Source organism: uncultured Draconibacterium sp., assembly GCF_913063105.1.
Classification (GTDB): Bacteria; Bacteroidota; Bacteroidia; order Bacteroidales; family Prolixibacteraceae; genus Draconibacterium.
Genome location: NZ_CAJXYQ010000003.1, coordinates 275,069 through 295,748, shown reverse-complemented (window position 1 = coordinate 295,748; position 20,680 = coordinate 275,069). Strand labels below are relative to the sequence as shown.

Sequence of the window (20,680 nt, the reverse complement as noted above, 5' to 3'; positions counted from 1 at the left end):
TATCGTTAATCGTGGCTGTCGCCTGGTTGTCCTCGTCGGTTACCAGCGTATTGCTGATGTTCGACAAATTAACCACAAAACTTTCTGTTGATTCAAGCAAGGCATCATCTGTGGTAGAAATGGTTATGGTGTCTTTTTCGCCATCGGTACCGATAAAACTTAAGGTGCCGTTGGTGTTCTGGTAATCGCCACTGGCATCGGTGGCTGTTCCATCGGCACTGGCATAATCGATGGTAAAACCACCTTGCACTGCCCCACTTAAGCTAACTACAAATACAGCATCGCTGCCTTCGGTAAGCTCAATGTCTTCGATACTAATGCTGGCATTGTCGTTGTCGGTTAAAACTCCTGTTCCGGCGTTGTTGCTGCCCGAAACAACTACATTGGCTGTAGTGCCACTTATTGTTCCCAGCAAAATGCTAAAGTTTTCAACAGACTCCAACAAGTCGTCGTCAATCGTGCTTACGGTTATCTCATGGGCTTCGTCTTTATTCCCGGTAAAAGTAATGGAGCCGCTGTTGTTGGCATAGTCGGTGCCGTCTCCTGCGGCCGTTCCGCTAATACTGCTGTAGGCAATGGTAAAACCGCCTTCAACATCGGCATTTAAAGAAACGGTAAACACAACGTTGGTGCCTTCCGGTACTGCTTCAGGATCATCTATGCTAACTAGCGCCTGGTCGTTGTCGAGGATGTTGCCCGATCCCGAACTCTGTTCGCCTGAAATTGAAACCGCACCTGCATTATCCTCAACAGATGTGAGGGAAACAGTAAGGTTTTCTTGCTGCTCCACAATCGCATCCTGTGTGGTAATAACGTTTATTGTTTTTGTTTCACCAACCGTTCCGTTAAACGAGAGCTGGTTATCGTTATCGGTATAATCTCCGCTTGTGGCAGTACCGTTGTTTGTGATGTAATTCAACTTAAATCCACCCTGAACGGCTTTATCCACAGAAACGGTAAAAGCAAACGTTCCACCTTCCGTTACATCGGCGGCATTAACAATAGAAACAATGGCTTCATCGTTATCGCTTATCTGCCCGGTTGCACTTCCCTGGGTTGCAGAAACAGCTACACTGGCGGTTGTTCCGCTAACCGATTCCAACAGAACGGTGATGTCTTCTGTAGCCTCGATAATGTTGTCGTTTATGGTGGTAACCGTTATTGTTTTTATTTCGCCGGCACTTCCGGAGAACGACAATGTTCCATCATTATCCGAATAATCACCATCGGCAATTGTTGCGGTTCCATCGTTTGTGGTATAGCTAACATCAAATCCATCTTCAACCTCATTGTTTAAAGTTACAGTAAACGACAAGCTGTTTCCTTCGGCAACGGTTGTTGCATTGGCAATACTAAGTTCAGCATTGTCATTATCGGGGATGATAATTGTAGCAAAATCGTTTGATGTGTCAATACTAATATCAGGATCGCCCGAAGTTACTTCAGTTAAAGTAACAATAACCGATTCGTTCTCTTCAACAATAACATCGGTAAGAACGGTTATGGCAATTGTTGCCGCAGAGGTATTGGCCGGAATTGTGATTGTACCTGAAAGCGCTGCAAAATCAGATGCACTTGTGGCAGTGCCACTTACCGTATAGCTAACTGTTGTAGCTGAAGAACTTTGCTGGCTCAGGCTAACGGTAAACTGCCCGTTATTGCTGCCAGATTCATCAACTTCTGAGTCGCTGGCGGCGATGCGTACCACAGCATTGTCGTTATCGGTTATGGAAATTTCGCCCTGGCTATCGGAAACAGTAATGTTTTGCCCTGCTGCCGACAGCGAAGAAAGGTTGAGGTAGAAACTTTCTGTGGCTTCCACCAGGTTATCATCTTCAATGGCAACTGTAATGGTTTGTGTGTAATTGTTGCCTGCTCCAAAATATAATGTGGTGTCGGCACGTTCGGTGTAGTCAGAAGGTTCAACTGCAGTATTATTGCTTGAAGAAACATGCAGGCTGAATTGGTTTTGAACAGTATTATCTAAAGTAAGCGTTAGGCTTGCTGTTCCATTTCCTTCGTCAACGGTCCGATCATTTATGGTAATATCGGCTGAATCATCATCGTTTATAGTACAAGTACCCTGGGCAAGCGGCATGCTAACACTTTGGCCTGCGGCGGTCAGGTTTGAGAAATTCAGTAAGAAACTTTCGTCTGGCTCAACCACCGTGTTGTTTAAAATATTTACGGTAATGGTTTGTGGCGTAGAGTTGCCGGCTCCAAAATATAAAGTCCCCGTTTTCGATTGATAATCACTTCCGGCAAGGGCGTCGTTATCGGCCGTTGCATAATCAATACTAATTTCTTCTTTTACGGTTCCGCTCAGCGAAACACTAAACGAAACGGATGTTCCATCTTCGCTAACAGTAGGATTGGTAACAGCCAGAGTTGCCTCGTCGTTATCGGTAATGGTGCCTGTTCCCTGACTAACCGTATTGGTAATATTTTGCCCTGCTGTATTCAAGTTTTGCAGGTTCACATAAAAGGTTTCCTGTGGCTCAATATCCGAATCGTTATTGGTAACTACCGATACGGTTTGAGCAGCAGCTCTTGATGCTCCAAAAGTTAATGATGTTGCACTTATTGCGGTAAAATCAGCAGGAGCTGCAGCAGAGTTATTTTGTGTTACATACTGAATAGTAAACTCGTTTTGAACGGTACCGGTTAAGCTTACGGTAAAATCGATGGTACTGCCCTCGGTTTTAGCATCCGGACTATCAATGGCAATGGTTGCCTCATCATCGTCGCTGATGGTAATTACCCTCGACATGGTTCCGGTGGTAATGGCCTGTGCACTGGCGTCGCTTACCGAAATGGTTCCGGTGAAATTCTCACTTGGTTCCACAATATCGTCTCCGGCAATTGTTATCGGAAGTGCAATTGAGGTTGTTCCTCCGGGAATAGTAAGGGTTGGAGTACTCACAACATAATCGCCAGTTTCTACTGCCGTATTTGGTGTGGTTGCAAAAGCAATTTGCACATCTTCCTGCATTTCATGCGAAAGGCTTACGGTAAAGTCTTTGGTCTGGTCTACATCGGTTTCCGACACCGAAAATCCTGCCAGATTGATGGTAGCTGTATCGTTGTCTTCAATGGTTGCAACAGCCAGATTATCGAAACTAACCAGACTATTTGAAACGGAAGATAAAACAAGTTTAAATGCTTCTTCAGGCTCAACAATACTGTTGTTTGTTGTTGGTACGGAAATCTGGTAAAATTCATTAATTATTCCACCAAAATTTAGTGTTCCGCTGCGGCTTGAATAATCGGAACCAACCAGTGCTGATGAATCAGCAGTAGTATAATTGATTGAAAAGGCGTCCTGAACGTTTCCGGACAGTGTTACGGTAAAAATTACACTTTCGCCTTCGGCAACAGTTTGGTCTGAAACGCTAAGTTCGGCAGGGTCGTTATCCTGAATAAAGGCACTTACCTGTGTCCATGCGCCACCGCCGTTAAAAGTTACGGCCTGGCTATTTGCCCAAATACTGTGTATTCTTCCGGTAAAGTCTTCTTTTGGTTCAAGATAGGTATCGTTATTAATGGTTATTTCAACGGTTTGCGATACTGGCTCGCCGGCACCAAAATACATGGTAAATGGCAGCACTTCAATATAATCCTCGCCAACACCGTTTAGTGCGCTATTATCAATTGTTTGGAAAGTAAAACTGATGGAATCCTGCACCGGGTTGCTTAATTCAACTGTAAAGTCGGCTGTTCCAACATCTTCAAGCACATCAAAGCCGGTAATGGTTAGCATTGCCGGATCATCGTCGGTAATGGTACCTGTAGCTTCGCTGGTACCAATTGAAATAATTTGGCCATTAGCGTTAACCAGGGTTATTTTTCCGGTAAAAGTTTCATCAGGCTCGCAGGTATTATCGGCTATAACTACTACCGGAATATTCACTGAATTTTGACCGGGTTGGATAATGTATTGTTGCGCGCTTTGAGCAGTAATATCCGAACCATGACTGGCAGTACCTGCTGTTGTTGTAAAGTTTAACACAATTTCTTCCTGCGCCACTTTATCCATGGTTGCCACAAAGTTGTAAGCCTGGTTGGCATCCAGTTCCGACTCGGTAAAACCAGTCAGATTTATTTCGGTTACCGGGTCTTCATCAGTAATTTCGCATTCGCCCTGGTTGTTGGTAAATTCACTGGCACCTGTGCAAACAATATTGCTTAAGTTTACTGTAAACTGTTCGGTAAGTGGTTCCGAAATATTGTCATCGGTAATAACAATAGTAATGGTGTCTTTTGTGTTCGAAACTGCCGAAGCGGGGAAGGTAATGGTTCCGCTCTGATAAACGTAATCGCTGTCGTCATCATCAATGGCAGTGCCATCGGTGGTGGTGAAATCAACGCTTAATTCATCCTGAATATTACCGGTTAATGTAAGGGTGAATTCTGCCGGCCCTTCGTCTTCGTTTAAAGCCACATTATCAATTGAAATGTAAGCAGTGTCGTTATCTTCAATTGTAGCATCGGCCGACAAGGTCGCTTGTCCACCATCTAAGGTTACTGCCTGCCCTGCCGGCTGCAGCTTGCTTAATGTTCCGCGCAAGTCTTCTGATGGTTCAACCCAGGTATCGTTATTAATATCGATGGTTACCGTTTGCGTTAATGGATGCGCAGCTCCGAATTTAAATGCTGTTACTCCATTTTTAATTACGGCGGTATAGTCTGCTCCGGCAACTGCCTCATTCGTAATATCAGCTGTTGCAAAATCAACCGTAAATTCGTTTTGTACCGCACTACTTAGCTCAACAGTAAACCGGGCCAGCGTACTTCCAACTTCCGATTCGCTATAGGTAAATTCAGATAGCGTTAGTACTGCTGAATCGTCGTCGTTAATGGTGTATGTGGCGCTTGATTTTACAATGCTGTATTGCTGACCATTATCAGTAGTCATTGCTACGGCACCCGAGAAGGTTTCTGTTGGCTCAATACGGGTATCGCCCAAAACAGTAACTGGAATTTCAAGCGAAGTGCTTCTTGCAAGGAAAGTTACCGAACGGTCGTTATCGGTATAATCTTCGCTTGCTAAGGCGGTATTATCGGTAGTGGTAAAACTCAGTACAAGGTCTTCCTCTGCTTCAATATTCGACGACAAAATGTAATTAATTATTTCATCGCCGTTTGTTTCGGTTACGGTGCTGTCTTCAAGTGTAAACTGAATAATGTCGTTATCGAGAATGGTGGCTGTTGCTGCATCGCCATTAGTAGTAAACGATGCCTGCTGGCCATTTTTATTAGAGAAGGAAACAAGGCCTTCGAAATACTCGGTAGCTTCAGCAATTACATCGCCGGCTATGGTTGTTGCGCTTACATTGGTATTTGCGGTTGAATTGGCTGCCAGGGTCACCACTTCGTTGGTTTGCACCTCAAAGTCGCTGGTAGAAACGGCTGTTGGTGTAGAACTCTCTTGCGACGAGAACAACAATGTAATCGGGTATTCCGAGGCAATGTCCTGCTCAATGTAGAAACTGGCTGTTTGCTCAGCCTCTGTTTCCGTAACATCGGCAAAAGCATGGAGGGTAATTTTTACCTCGTCATTATCGGTAATCGTACCCAAACCAACGGTATTGGCAAAGGTAATATCGGCATCGTTGTTCACATTAAGAGCCGAGAGGGTAATCCGGTATTCTTCGGTAGGTTCGGCAATGTTATTCTCGTTAACAGTAACAATTATATTTTGTGAAGTATTTGAATTGCCTGCATTAAAAGTTAGCGTTCCGCTTAAGGCGTTGTAATCTTCGTCTGCTGTTGTTGAAACATCGCTTGAAGCGTAGTTTAAGCTTACCTGGTCTTGAATAGTTCCGCTTAAGCTAACGGTGAAAGTTGCTGTTCCGGCGGCCTCATTTACCGTTACTGAATCGATGGCAAATGTTGCTGCATCGTCGTCGCTAATGGTTATTTCGGCCTGGGTATTGCCAAAGCTTACATTTTGGGCTTTCCCATCAATTTTATTGCTGATGGTTCCGTAGAAACTTTCGGTTGCTTCAGCAATATCATCGCTTAAAATTGGTATGCTTACCGTTTGTGATTTTGTTCCGGCGCCCAAAGTTATTGCATTTGCTCCGGCACTGGTGCGGGTAACAGTTGTATAGTCGCTCGTTGCTTCGGCAGTATTGTTTGATGTAGCAAAATCAATTGTAATGGCATCCTGTAAATCGTAATCCAGTTCAATTGTAAAGTCGGCAGTGCCTGCTGCTTCGTTTACCGTTTCGCCCGCAATTGTTATTTCAGCGGCATCGTCGTTTGTAATTGTTCCGGTAGCCTGGTCGGCAGTAGACGAAATTTGCGAAAGTATATCTTCAGGCAAACTGCCACAGCGAATGTTGCTTAAGCTAACTGTAAAACTCTCTGTTAGCTCAACTGTATCGTCGCCATTAATGGTAATCGTAAATGTTTGTTCTTCATTTTGCGTACCTGCAAACAGCAATGAGTCAGTTTCTGGTTCATAATCGTTGTTGGCATCGGTGGCTGTACCGTCAGAGGTGGTATAATTAATTTTTATGTAATCACCTTCATCAACCTGAACATCCTGGCTCAGCTGCACGGTAAAGGTAAGTTCGGTGGTGCCTGCATCGCCTTCGGTAATTGCAACAGGGTCGGCAATAGCAAAAGTAGCTGCATCGTCGTTGGTTATAGTACCCAGCGCAACTCCATCGCTTAAGCTTATAACTTTACCGTTGTTTACTGTAGCTTCAGGAGTAAAAAGATTAACGGTGAATTGCTCATTTTTCTCTACCTTTTCATCGCCATTTACAACTATTTTTATTGTTTGCTCTTCAAGTGCTGTTCCAGCAAAATATACGTATCCACTTTTTTGTTCAAAATCAAAATCAGTGCTGAAAGCAGAAATCTGATTAATATAAAATCCTACTCTAAATCCATCATGAACACTGATATCAGATTGGGTGATGGTAAAAATCAAGGTATCCGTTCCTGCATCGCCTTCAACAATTGAATTATCGGCAATTGAAATGGTTGCTGCATCGTTATCGTCGTTTACAACTGCTACATCATCCGGATCGAGACTATCGTACTGATCGAAAGTGTTAAGCTGGTCGACAGCAAGTTGGATGGTATAATTTGTTCGGCCATCAACATCGGCATCGTCAACACCTGTAACGGTAACAGTTTGTGGAGTAGCCCAGTTGGCTGCCGAAAAGGTAAGACTCGCTTTATCAACAGTACCTTCATCGGTATTGCTGCTAAACACGGTTAGTACCACATTTTTAGTAAAATCGGAGTCGGTAGCCGGCTGACTGTTTAATTTAACGGTAAAGGTTGCAGTTGTTCCATCTTCATCGGTATGGTTTGAAATGGCCGAAATGGTATAACCTGCTGTATCGTCATCTTCGTTAACAACGGGAACATCCTGTCCAAAATTTCCGTTGTATTTTCCATCGCTTGATGATGCATCGCTAATGGTAACATGATAGGTTTGGTCACCATCATCCATATCGTCGTTTTTACCCTGCAGGCTAACGGTTTGGTTTTGACTCCAGTTTGCACTGGTGAAAGTTAAGGTAGTTGAGCTGGTAATCTCACCTTCAGTTTCATCGTCGCTGTTAATTGCCAGTGTGAACACCACATCATCGGTTGGTTCCGAATTCAGTTTTACGGTAAACGAGCCTGCACCACTAGGTTCGTTGGTATTGCTTGCCGACGAAATGGTTATACCTGCCACATCATTATCAACATTTGTTGCGGTAACATTGGCCGGTGTAGAATTGTAATATCCCGAGCCCACATCAGTGTTATCGGTATTTATTGTCAGGTTAATGCTGTATACCTGGTCGTTATCATCAATATCTTCATCAACACCAAAAACATATATTTTTTGCGGCTGATGGTAGTTTGAAGCATTAAAACAAATTTGCCTGGCTGCTGTGGCTTCATTTCTTACACTGTCAGTGTTTACAAGTCCTTCAGTAATTGTATTGCTGGTAATATCAATACACACATCACCCGATGGAATAAAGGGTAAGGAAACGGTAAATGTAGCAGCACCTAATGTTTGGTCTTCGTAACTGGTAATGGCACTTGCTGATACGTTAATATCACTCGGGTCGGAGTTTACGATAACCGTAAAACTGCAGGTATCGGTGTTGTTGGCAGCGTCTTTAACCACATATTCAACAATTGAAGTACCTACGTTAAACTCGATACCATCAAGCGGGTTAGTGCTTGCTGTAGTTGGGTTCAGCACAGAACCGCTGGCATTGGCAGGAATGGCGGTTCCAGCACCCGTAACTTCCCACAAAAATTCAGTTACCGAGCAATTATCGTCGTATTCCGGAGCTGTTAAACCATCTGCTGCTGAAATGGCCAGAGCATAAGTACCTTGCGTGTTTATGCTTCGGGTAATGTTGTTCGGACAAACCGACAATACCGGATCGTCGTCGTCTTCAACCGTTACCGTAAACCTAACGGTATCAACATTGGGTGTTGAGGCATGATCGGCAACCACCCACTCTACCAGGGTTTCACCAACTTCAAAAGCCTGGTTTAACAAACTGGTGTTTGCAGTGTTGTAGGCCAGCACTGTAGCCCCCGATAATTCGTAGGCTATTGTTGGCGAAGCATCACAGTTGTCGGTTGGGTCCCAGTTGGTATCGCCATGTACGTATGTACAAGCGGTGTTGGTTCCTTTTGTAAGTTCGGCAATATCGTCGGCATCAACTGTTGGTGCTTCTTCGTCAACAATGGTAATTGTTGTTGAACATGAATCTACATTTCCTGCTTCATCGGTTATTTTCAGCCAAATAGTATTGGGTCCTGTAATGTCGTTGCAATCGTATTTTACTGAATCGGCATAAACAGTACCAGCGTCTTTGCGCACTTGCAGAACACTATTTGGACAGTTGTCTGACGAACCATTGTCAACATTTTCGAATTTAACATAAACCTCGCCATTACGTTGTAGTTGTGCTGAATAAGCCTGGCAATTGGCTTCCGGATCTTCATCGTCGTTAACAGTTACCGTAAATGTGCAGATTTTTGCATTGCCCTCGCCATCGGTGGCGGTCCAGGTTACTGTGGTAAGCCCTTTCTCGAACACCTGACCATTTAAAGTTGTAGCCTCTCCACTAATTTCGCTTGTGGCACCCGAAAGTGAATAAACCAGGGTGTTTAAGCTGCAGTTGTCAGTAGCTGTGGCATTCCAGGTATCATCGTTGTGCTGGTAGCTGCATAAACCGAGGTCGGTTCCGGCGATTGGCTCCTGGTTCTCAGGACAGGTTGAAAATACCGGCTTAACCGTATCTTGTACAGTAACGGCAGCATTGCACGTTGCTGTTTTGCCATTATTATCAGTAACTGTAAGTGTTACTGTGTTTTCACCCAAATCGAAACAGGTAAAATCTGTTTTACTTGCCGAAAGTGTAGCAATTCCGCAGGCATCCGTTGATCCGCCATCAATATCGGCAGCAACGATAGATGCTTCGCCGTCGGCATCAAGCTGAATGGTAATTGGCTGGCATGCAGCAGTTGGAGGCACATTATCTTCAACTGTTACAATAGCAGTACAATTGTCGCTGTTGCCCGATTCGTCGGTAACCGTGTAACTTACGTTTACAGGTGTTCCAATGTTTAAACAATCAAAAGTGTTGGGCACAACGGTGCGGCTGGTAATTCCGCAATTATCGGTTGAACTATTGTCAATAGCTGTATAATCGATACTGGCAGTACCCGATGAATTTAGCTGAACGGTAATATTTTTGCACTCGGCCTGAGGTGCAAGATTATCAATAATGGTAACTGTTGATGTACATTGGCTGGTATTATCGTTATTATCGGTAACGGTAAGGGTTACCGTGTTTTCACCTTTATTTTCACAGGTGAAAGTATTTGGCGAAACACTTAATGATTTTATTCCACATTCATCGTTTGAACCGTTATCAACATCAGCTCCGGTGATGCTGGCATTGCCCGAAGCATCGAGCGCTACCGTAATTGCTTTGCAGATAGCTGTTGGGTTGGTTACATCGTTTACGGTAACTGTTGAAGTACAGGTGTGTGTATTTCCCTGTTCATCTTCTGCGGTCAGGGTAATTGTATTTTCACCCGTATCATCGCAGGTAAAAGCATATTTATTAAGGCTTAAAGTAACATCGCCACACACATCCGACGAACCATTGTTAAGCTGAGATGCAGTAATTGAAGCATTTCCCGAAGCATCGAGATCGACAGAAATATCCTGACACAGTGCGGTTGGATTGATGTTATCTTCAACCGTAACTGTTGCTGTACAAGTTGAAACATTTGAATTATCGTCGGTTGCAGTAAGTGTTACCGTATTTTCGCCAATGTTGCTGCAATCGAAATCGGTAATGTCAATCTCTATACTTATACCACAGGCATCCGACGAGCTATTGTCAATCTGGCTGGCAATTATCGAAGCCTCGCCTGAAGCATCCAGCTGTACAGTAATGTTTTGACAGTTGGCAATTGGCGAAACCGTATCAAGCACGGTAACATTCGAGGTGCATTCATCAAAGTTTCCGGCACCGTCTTCAACATGCAGGGTAATGGCCTTTACGCCAACATCTGAGCAGGTGAAAAGGGTTTGCGAAGGCGTAAGTGTAAGGTCGCAATTGTCACTTGATCCGTTGTCAATATCGGCTCCGCTAATTGTGGCGTTTCCGCTGTTATCAAGATAAAGTGTAATATTTTTACAAACAGCAACCGGGTCGATATTGTCAACCACAGTTACAGTAGCATTTGCACTATTGCTGTTGCCGTTAACATCGGTTACGGTTAACGATACGGTATTATCATTAAGGTGAGAACAATCAAAAGCCGTTTGCCCGGCAACAATTGACTGTATCGCACAATTATCCGTTGATCCGTTGTTGATATTAGAGGCTAAGATTGTTGCATTACCCAACACATCAAGCTCGATAGTAATATTTTTGGTTAGCACAGTTGGCAGGGTATTGTCTTCAACAGTTACCGTTGCCTGGCAGGTAGCTTCGTTTCCGTAAATATCAGAAACGGTTAGGCTTACTGTATTTTCGCCAATGTTGTTACAATCAAATACCGAAGGTACTACTGATTTTGTATCGATGGTGGTGTTGTCCGTAGAGCCAAGAGCAATGGCATCAATATCGTCGGTATTGATTGTATAATCGCCGTTCGCATCAAGTTCTACAGTAATGTTGTTACAGGTAAGAACAGGAGCTTCGGTATCTTTTATCGTAATTTCAAACGAACCGGTGCTTGTTAGTCCATGGTTATCGGTAGCTTCCCACAAAACGGTATGGTTGCCAATGCTTAACACTTCGCCTTCAAGCGAGGTAGTGGCCGTTGTACCTTCCACGCTTCCTTCATCAATTTTATAAGTTAGCTTGCTTATTTCGCAATTATCGGTAGCGGTAGCATCCCAGTTATCAGTAGCCTTAACGGTATAGGTATTTAAGCCAACATCAGTTGACTGAATTATGTCGCTTACTGTTGTAATAACCGGAGCTTCATTATCGGTAATGGTAAATTCTGATGTGCACGTAGAAATTACATTATTACTTAAATCGTAAATTTTCCACAAAACAGTAGTGGTGGGTGTTTCGGTGGTTCCCACAGGAATGACAATACCCCCGAGGGTTGTATTTTTATCGGTATCAACTTCTGCTCCACCATCAATGGAATAGGTAAGTTTACTAATTCCATGATTATCTTTCAGGTTGTAGGGGTCGTATTCGGCACCTGCCACCTGGTAACCACAAAGGCCAATTGTTGAATTTCGGGCAATGGTTCCTTCAGGGCAAATTGGCGGATCAGGGTTCTGATTATCAACTACAGTGATGGTAATCGAACAAGTTTCGGTGTTTCCGTAGCTATCGGTTACCGTCCAAACAATAGTTGTATCGCCAATTGGAATTCGGGCGCCATCGAGGCTCGACTGGTTGTTAAAACTATTGCGAATGGTAGCCCCACAATTGTCGCTAAACGAAGGGTCGTATTCGCTTCCCTGAATGGTATAATAGGCCTTATCTTCGTCGGTAGTTTCGGTAAACGGCGAACCTGCCACACAGCTTATGGTTGGATCTTCATCGTCAACAACAGTGATAGTAAAGGTTTCTGTCGTTGAATTTCCTGCCGCATCGGTATAAGTATAAGCAACATCGGTATCGCCAATGGGAAAGGTTTCACCGCTTGCTGTTGATGCTCCGGAAGTTAAGGTACCTGCCAAATCTGTTCCATCAACGTTATCAGCAAAAACAGGAGCTGTATATATTACAACAGCTTCGCAATCGCCAGTTGTGGTTGAAGTTGTTATTGTAAAATCGCCCGGTGTTGATGTTACACTTGGTGCCTCATCATCCACAATCTGAACAAAAAACAAGGCTTCGCTTCGGTTTCCATAATCATCAATGGCATACCACATAATGGTATCGTTACCCAGCGGTAATTTCTGTCCGGCAAGGGTTGTAAGGCCAAACTCGTTATTCAGCTTGGTAACAATTCCGCAGGCATCGGTAGCTACAACATCGTCGAATTCTCCGCCTTGAATGGTGTAATAATCTTTGCCAGTATCTGTTCCTCTCACCTGGTTTCCGGGCACAGAAATAACAGGTCCCTGGTTATCAATAATGGACAAATCAAAAGAGCACGAATCTTTCAGGTTACTGGCATCGGTAACAATCCAAGTGATGGTAACCGGCACCACAGCACCTTCAACATTGTTCGGTCGTTCTATTTGTACGCCCGAAAGCGTATTGGTTCCGGTATGTGTCCCTGTTTTGTCGGTATAGCGGTAACGCACTTCGCTAATGCCGCAATTGTCGGTTCTTCCGGTGGGGTCGAATTCGTTACCCAACACGGTATATTCGCACGAATTCGGGTCGGTATTTCGTGTTTGATCTTCTGCTAAACACGACACAGTTGGTGCCTCATCGTTTACAGTTACCGTAAAGGAGCACGTTGAAACATTGTCTTTATTATCGATGGCTGTGTAGGTTACCGTAGTTTCGCCCAATGGGAATGATGTTCCGGGAGGATAATTGGGTAACAAACTTTTAATACCGCTACAGGCATCAGAGGCAGTTGGTGGAGTCCAGTTGTGTACAGCCTCACAGTCTTCTTCGCTTGCTGTTAAAACAATATTATCGGGACACGCCGACATTACGGGATCTTCGTTATCGGTAATTGTAACTTTCTGGATATATGTCAGACGGTTTCCGCCGTTGTCGGTTACGGTCCACAACACCTGGTTCTCGCCCACTGCGTATTGGGTGGGTGCATTGTTGGTAATGGTTAAATCGCCCGAATCGCAATTATCGTTTACAACCGGAGAGCCAAGGGTTATGTTAGTGGCGTAACATGTGCCGGGGTCGATATCTTCAGTAATATCAGCCGGCCACGAGCTGGCTGTTGGCACCTGGTTATCGTCTACATCAATGGTTGTAAAACAACTGTCGGTATAGGTTGTGCCATCAATGGTTTGCGAGGCGGTCCATTTTATTATGGTTTGTCCGATTGGAATTACTTCTCCGGCCAGTGTTCCGGTTCCGTTAAAATCATTTATCAGCGTTCTACCCGGCACAACTGAAATTGAAGTCCATTCAGCATCCAGTTCATCGGCAGTTACAAGGTAGCCGCACTCGTCGGTTGTTGAATTTTTAGCGGCGTAATCTTCACAATCAAAAAGCGGATCAAACGAATCGTAAATGGTAAAGTTTATACTGCACACGTCGGTGTTGTCACTATAATCTGTGGCAGTCCAGGTTATTACATGTTCGCCTTCTTCCAGACGCTGTCCGTGCAATGTATAGGTTCCTGATTTATCGTTGATGTACGACTTCAAATCGCAGTTGTCGCTGGCATCTGGCCGGTACGAATAAACTCCGGTAATGGTAAAATACGTAACCGATAAATTATCGAACTCGGCATAATAACGACTGCCCGGGCAATCGATAACGGGGCTTATATTGTCGTTAACTTTTACGGTTTGCGTGTGGCTCACTTCGTTTCCGTGTGTATCGCGTGCCCACCAATAAACGCTGTGAGTTCCAATATCGAAAGTATTACCCGAGGGGCTTCGGTATGTTCGCGACTGGATGGTTGCATTGTCATCGCAATTATCAGTAAATGTTGGTGTTCCAAGCGTTTCAAAAGTATACGAACAACCAGATGAGATATTTACTTCAAGATCTTCGGGCCAGGTTGGTACAGGGTCCTCGTTGTCGTAAACTGTAATGGTGTATTCGCAACAAGTATTTGAAAAGCCGTTTTCGGTGGCTGTCCAACTAACTGTATGCGCACCTTTATCGAGCACAGCACCGGCAAGGCTTGCTGATTCAGTAATATTATTTGTTAATGTTCCGGAGAAGCCGGCGTATGGTTGAATATCAAATTCTGCGCCCTGAACTGTATAACTGCAAATGCCAGCATTAGTAGCCACAGAGATATCAGCACGGCATGTTACGGATGGTGCATCGGTAGCATAAATTGATAACTCCATATCGCAGGTTGACACGTTTCCGGCGGTATCTGTTGCGGTCCAGGTGATGGTATAAGGCGAACCGCTTACCGGTATATTTTCATTGGCCAGGGTACTTAAACCGTTGTAGCTGTTGGTTATTGTTACACCAGAACAATCGTAAACACTGTATAAATCCAATTCAGCACCATTCACGGCATAATGGGTAGCCGTGAGGTCGTCGGCTTCACGACATACTGCACCTGTACACGAAAGTGAAGGTGCAACCTCATCGGTAACGTTTACCAACTGCACATCTGATGAATAGTTACCATAAACATCGTAGGTCCACCAGGTAACAGTAGTGGTTCCGATTGGGAAATGCGAGGGAGCGTTGTTCGTGGTATAACTAATTCCACAATTGTCGTTGGTGACTGCTGTTCCCAGGCTCACTCCGGAAGCATAGCAGCCATCGTTGTTAGCGGTTGAAATATCTGCTGGGGCAGTAATTTCAGGGTCTTCGTTATCGGTTACAATTAGATACGACTGGCAGGTTGTTTCGTAAGTATATTCGCCAACTACATGAGTGGCCGTCCATGTTATATAGTTTATTCCTTCGTTGAAAGTATGTCCTGAAAGGCTTGCTGTTCCTGTAATATTATTGGTAATTGTAGCTGCCGGCGAAGTTGATGTTGCATCATAATCGGTAGTGGTAACATCGAATGTACAAACGCCATTATTGGTATTTACACTGTAATTTCCGGCGCAGGTAATAGGTGGATAGGTAGAATTGGTAACATGCACAACCACATCACACGAAGTAGAGTTATTGCTTTCGTCGGTAGCTGTCCATTTTATGGTGTGTGTACCCTCTGGCAACTGAACGCCGGTGAGCGAAGTGCCCCCACCGTTGTAATTATGTGTGTATGATGATATGCCGCAATTATCTTCTACAATTGGTTGAAATTCATCGGTTCCAACAGTGTAATAAATTTGGCCATCATCAAAAATACGAACATAAGAAGACGCCGGACACATAATTGTTGGAGCAGCGTTGTCTTCAACAGTAATGGTAATAGTTTCGGTATGGCTATTCAGACGCTGGTCGGTAATTGTCCAGTTTACCACTGTTGTTCCAACCGGGAATTCGGCATCAGCCAGGGTTTTATAATTGTTGTAATCGTTGGTAACATTAAAAACCGAGCTACAATTGTCGTCCATATTGGTGGGATCGAACTCGGTTCCTACCACGCGGTATACGCAATTACTGTTTGCATCTTTTGTGGCCGATGCAGCCAGATCGAATGTAGGTGGTTCGTTTTCATTTACGGTAACGACAAAACTCATTTCGCTGGTTTGACCTGACGAATCGGTGGCTCGCCAAATAACAGTTGTTGGCCCAACCGGGAATTGGTAGCCATCAAGGGTACTGGAATTATTCAGCATATTTACCAGAGTGACGCTACCGCAATTATCGCTTACAGTAGGGTTAAACTCCCCATTTTTTGCCTCGTAGTAACACCTGCCTTCATCAACAGGTTTTGCCTGATCAAGAATGGTACTGATAGCCGGATCTTCGCCATCGTAAATAAAAAGTTTGAAAGTACAGCTGGTGGTATTGTTTTTACTATCGGTAGCTGTCCAAACAATGGTGTGTGTACCTATGTCAAGTGTAATACCGTTAAGGCTTCCAGTGCCCGGAGTTCCATTTATAGTATAGGTAAGAACAAGGTCTTCCGGGTTGTCGCAGTTGTCATTCAGGTTGTTCGGGTCAAGCTCTGTTCCGCTAATGGTATATTCGCAGCCATCGGTCGCCTGTCTCGATTCGTTTCCGTAACAGGTAAATGTTGGGCCTTCAATATCACGAACTAAAATGGTAAACGGAGTCGATTGAACAGTGAGGTCGTTTTCGTCGGTAATTGTCCATTTTATAGAATAGGCAGTTGTACTTGGCGCCAATGAAGGAAGGTTAGACAGGGAATTTGCTCCGGTTACAGGTTCAGCAAGATCGCCACCTGTTATTTCGTAATGAACGGTATCAATACCACAATTGTCATTCAGATTTTTTGGATCGAAATCAGGCCCCGGAATGGTATAGTAACATTCGCCCGGATCGGTATTACGGGTAAAACTGCCCGATACAAGCTCGTAAGTTGGATATTGGGTATCAACAATTCGCACGTAAATAGCACAGGTGTCGGCATTGGCAGCATCATCTTCAGCAATCCAAAGAATGGTATGTTCGCCAACGGGTAACTGTTTCCCAACCAGGGTTGCCGTGCCATCAAAACTATTGGTTAAGGTATAATCACAGTTTTCAACTATGGTGTCCGGATCAAAACGATCGTCAGGAACAGTGAAGAAACACAGTCCTTCACCGGCATCTTCTTCAAATGGGACTTCCGGAGTACTACCCTCAGGGCAAACTACGATCGGCGCATCCAGGTCGGCAACAGTAATTGTAAACGACATTTCTGAAGTGTTATCATCCTCATCGCTTGCCCGATAAATTACGGTATAAACCCCAACATTAAGATTAGCACCACTTGCAGGTCCGGCTATTTTTTGCAGGCCCGGAGCCGAGTCGCAATTATCAGTTACAGTTGGTGTGGTCCAGCTAACTGTTGCAGCGCAACCGGTACTAACTGTTGTGCTTATGTTGTTTATGGTTGATATACTGGGGGCTTCTTCATCCTCAACGGTAAGCCTAAACAAAATGGTTTTTATATTGGCACCATCGTCGGCACGCCAGGTTATTGTATTTATGCCTTTGCTAATTACCTCACCGTTTAATGTTGAAGCATAAACCCAGTCGCCACCGTTTATTTTATAAGAGATGGTTAAGTTGCCTTCACCGCAATTATCAGAAAATGTTGGCACCATTTCATCGCCTTGAATAATATAAGTGCAAGCATCAGTAGTTGCACGAAACTGATTGGCAATGCTTGAAATAACAGGTTCCTGGTTGTCTACTACGGTAACTGTAAATTGCAGCGGAGCAAGCTCGTCATTTGTTCCATCGCTGGCAGTCCAGGTTATCAGGTTGTCGCCAACGTTCAGCACTTTTCCTTTTATAGTTCCGGTACCCGAGAGCAATGTTGCGCCAGTAACTTCATACGAAAGAACAGCTCCCGAACAATTATCGGTTACTGTTGGATCGAGTTCGCTGGTTTTAACCGTAAAATTGCAAGCTCCTGCATCGGTATTTATATTACGATCAACGGTGGTTGCTTTGGCATTAATTACCGGAGCGCTGTTATCAGTTATGGTTACTGTTGCGGTGCATGTATCGGCATTTCCAGACAAATCTTTTACAATATATGTTACCGTGTTTGCACCTATACTGGCGCAGGTAAAAGTTGATTTGGAGATTGATTTAATAAGGTTTTCCGGAGCCGTGCAATTGTCTGTTGAGCCATTATCGATATCGGCCACAGTAATAACCGCTTCGCCCGAGGCATCGAGATTTAAAGTTAAATCGGTGCAAACGGCAGTTGGTGCCTCGCTGTCAACAATTGTAACATCAAAACTGCAGGTATTGCTGGTGTTTCCACTGGTATCTTCAACGGTGTAGCTTACCGTTGTTGTTCCCACATCAAATGTTGCGCCTGGTAGCGCCGATTTGGTCCAGGTTAACGATCCGCTATCGGCACAGTTATCGGTAGCTGTTGGCTCCGTCCAGTTAACAATGGCATTACAACTGTCCTGGTCAACACTTTGGGTAATATCAGTGGGGCAGTTGGCAATAACAGGGCGTTGGTCGTCGGTTACCGTAACAGTAAAACTGCAAACATCGCTAACATTACCGTACTCATCTTCAGCAGTGTACGTTACCACAGTAGTTCCCAAATTAAATTCGTCGCCCGGGTTGTGGCTTTTCTCCCAGATAATTGATGGAACAGGGGTGCAATTGTCGCTAACATTGGGTTCGGTCCACGACACATCGGCAATGCAGCTTCCTTCGTTACTTGTTCTGCTTAGGTTTCCAGGGCAATTTGTAAGCACCGGTTTTTCATTATCGGTAACTGTAATTGTAAAACTGCATGGCAAACTTTCATTTCCCGCCTCATCAGTTATGGTATAGGTAACGGTTGTTGTACCAACCGGAAACGAGCTTCCCGAAGCATGAGAAATACTCCAGCTCATGCTATCGAGAGGCGAATAATTGTCGCTTGCCGATGGAGCCAGCCAGGTCACCACGGCTTCGCATTCGCCATTATCATTATTAACCGAAATATTTTCAGGACAACCTGAAATTACCGGTTTTTCAGTATCCGTAACGGTAACCGAAAAACTACACGAATTGGTATTCCCTACGGCATCGGTAACTTCAAAAGTATTAATAGTTGTACCAATAGGAAATTGTGAATTACTTGACAATCCAGCGGTTTGAGTTGTTGTTGCTCCTGCACAATTGTCCGTTCCACTTGGAGTGGAGTACGTTACCGTTGCATAATCTTTTCCGGCATCAGCGCTTACCGCAATAGCATCAGGACATGCAATTTCCGGATTTTGATTATCGCTTACCGTTACGGTAAAACTCTCGGTATGCGTATTCCCGGCTCCATCGGTAGCCTGGTAACTAACGGTTGTTGTTCCAATAGGAAATAATTCTCCGGAGGTAAGTCCGGCCGTTTGTGCAATGACGGGATTAAGGCAGTTATCAGCAGGGGTTGGCGCAGTCCACGAAACAACGGCTCCGCACTGGTCAGCATCGTTATTAACCGAAATATTTGCGGGCAAATCCTGTATTGAAGGACTGGTTTCGTCTTTAACAACAACAGTAAAACTGCAGTCTACCGTATTTCCATTGCCATCATCGGCAGTTATCGTAACTGTTTCTTCCGAGTTATGTCCTCCTGTTAATGAGGTTCCTGCTTCGGGCGATTGCGTGAAAACCATGTCTTCTGCTGCCGTGCAATTATCACTTGCTGTTATGGAGAGTAGGCTAACATAATCGGGTAAAACCGCATTACAATCTCCGGCGTTTGTTGCCAGTTGCTGATCTGCTGAAGGACAATTATCAAAAGAAGGTGGCGTGTTATCTTTAATGGTGATGGTAAACTGCCAGGTAGCGGTATTATTATGCTGATCGTAAGCGGTCCAAACAATAGTATTAGCGCCTCCTGATAAGGTAACTCCATCGAGCGTGGTACTCTGATCGGAGCCGAATTCACCAGCTCCATTAATATTGTAGGTTACTTTGCTTACGGTACAATTATCAGAAAAAGTTGTGGGGTCGAATTCTCCACCCGACACCACATAACCGCAGTTACCATTATTGCTGTTTACCGTTTGGCTGGTTGCCGTTCCTGTAATAACTGGGTTTTCTGAATCGATAAGTGTGACGCTGAAGGAGCAGGAATTTTCGTTGCCCACTTCATCCGTTGCTGTCATGGTAACCAGCTGCGTAGTTTCATCGCCGGTTAAAGTACTACCGGCAGCGGGTGTTTGTGTTACTGTGATAGCACCCTCTGCCGTACAATTATCCGAAAAAGTTGTTGTAGAAATATAATCAGGCAATTCAACCTGGCAATTTGCAAGTGGATTTAAGGTATCATTACCCGGGCAAGTAATTTCAGGCAAAACCGATTCGAGCGAAAGCGACAAGAGCTGTGAAATCTGGCAATCGCCATTGCTTATGGCATGAATATAAAAATCGGTATCGCCAGAAATGGATACCGTAGACGAAGGCAGATCGGCAACTTTTTCAGTTTCAGCAGCACTCCAAAGCTCTGCACTTTGCAAATTGTCACCACTTACCGTAATGGTAAAATTAACATCTGGACAAATAGGATTTCCTGCATTTACAGTTACAACCAGATTTTTAACCAAAGGATTTACCGTTACACCCACAGGTGTTTCATCAATGGGTAGTGAGAAATTATTAGCATCAGTAACACTTATTAACTGATAGTTGGTGCTAACAAGCGGCGAAACTTCTATTGGAGCTCCTCCATAAGTTGGGCTCTCCGGGTTTGGATTACTGGTATAGTTGGTTATAGTAGAATCATTTGTTCCATCAGAAAACACCACTGTAAAAGGCGATACTCCTCCCGGAATTATCACGTCAAGAGTCGTAGTCTCATTTTCACAAATAGTGGTTTCGCCCGTAACCCGAATTACAGCCTGGGCATGTACAACAGAGGAAATAGCCAACAATGCTAAAGTTAACAACAACACAATAGCAGGCCTGGCATGCTTTTGCAAATTTGCAAAAACTGCACAATTAAATAAGTTTCTCAT

The 20,680-nt window shown here is 44.3% G+C and carries 1 protein-coding gene (only partly in view); it reads right to left on the bottom strand.

Going from position 1 to position 20,680, the window contains the following annotated elements; all coding sequences use genetic code 11:
• Positions 1 to 20,680, bottom strand: the 5' portion of a protein-coding gene (locus tag QZ574_RS04470; protein WP_297087209.1) for a Calx-beta domain-containing protein. It extends 6,335 nt beyond the left edge of the window; the window shows 20,680 of its 27,015 coding nt (coding positions 1-20,680); it begins with the start codon at positions 20,678 to 20,680; its stop codon lies off the left edge, out of view.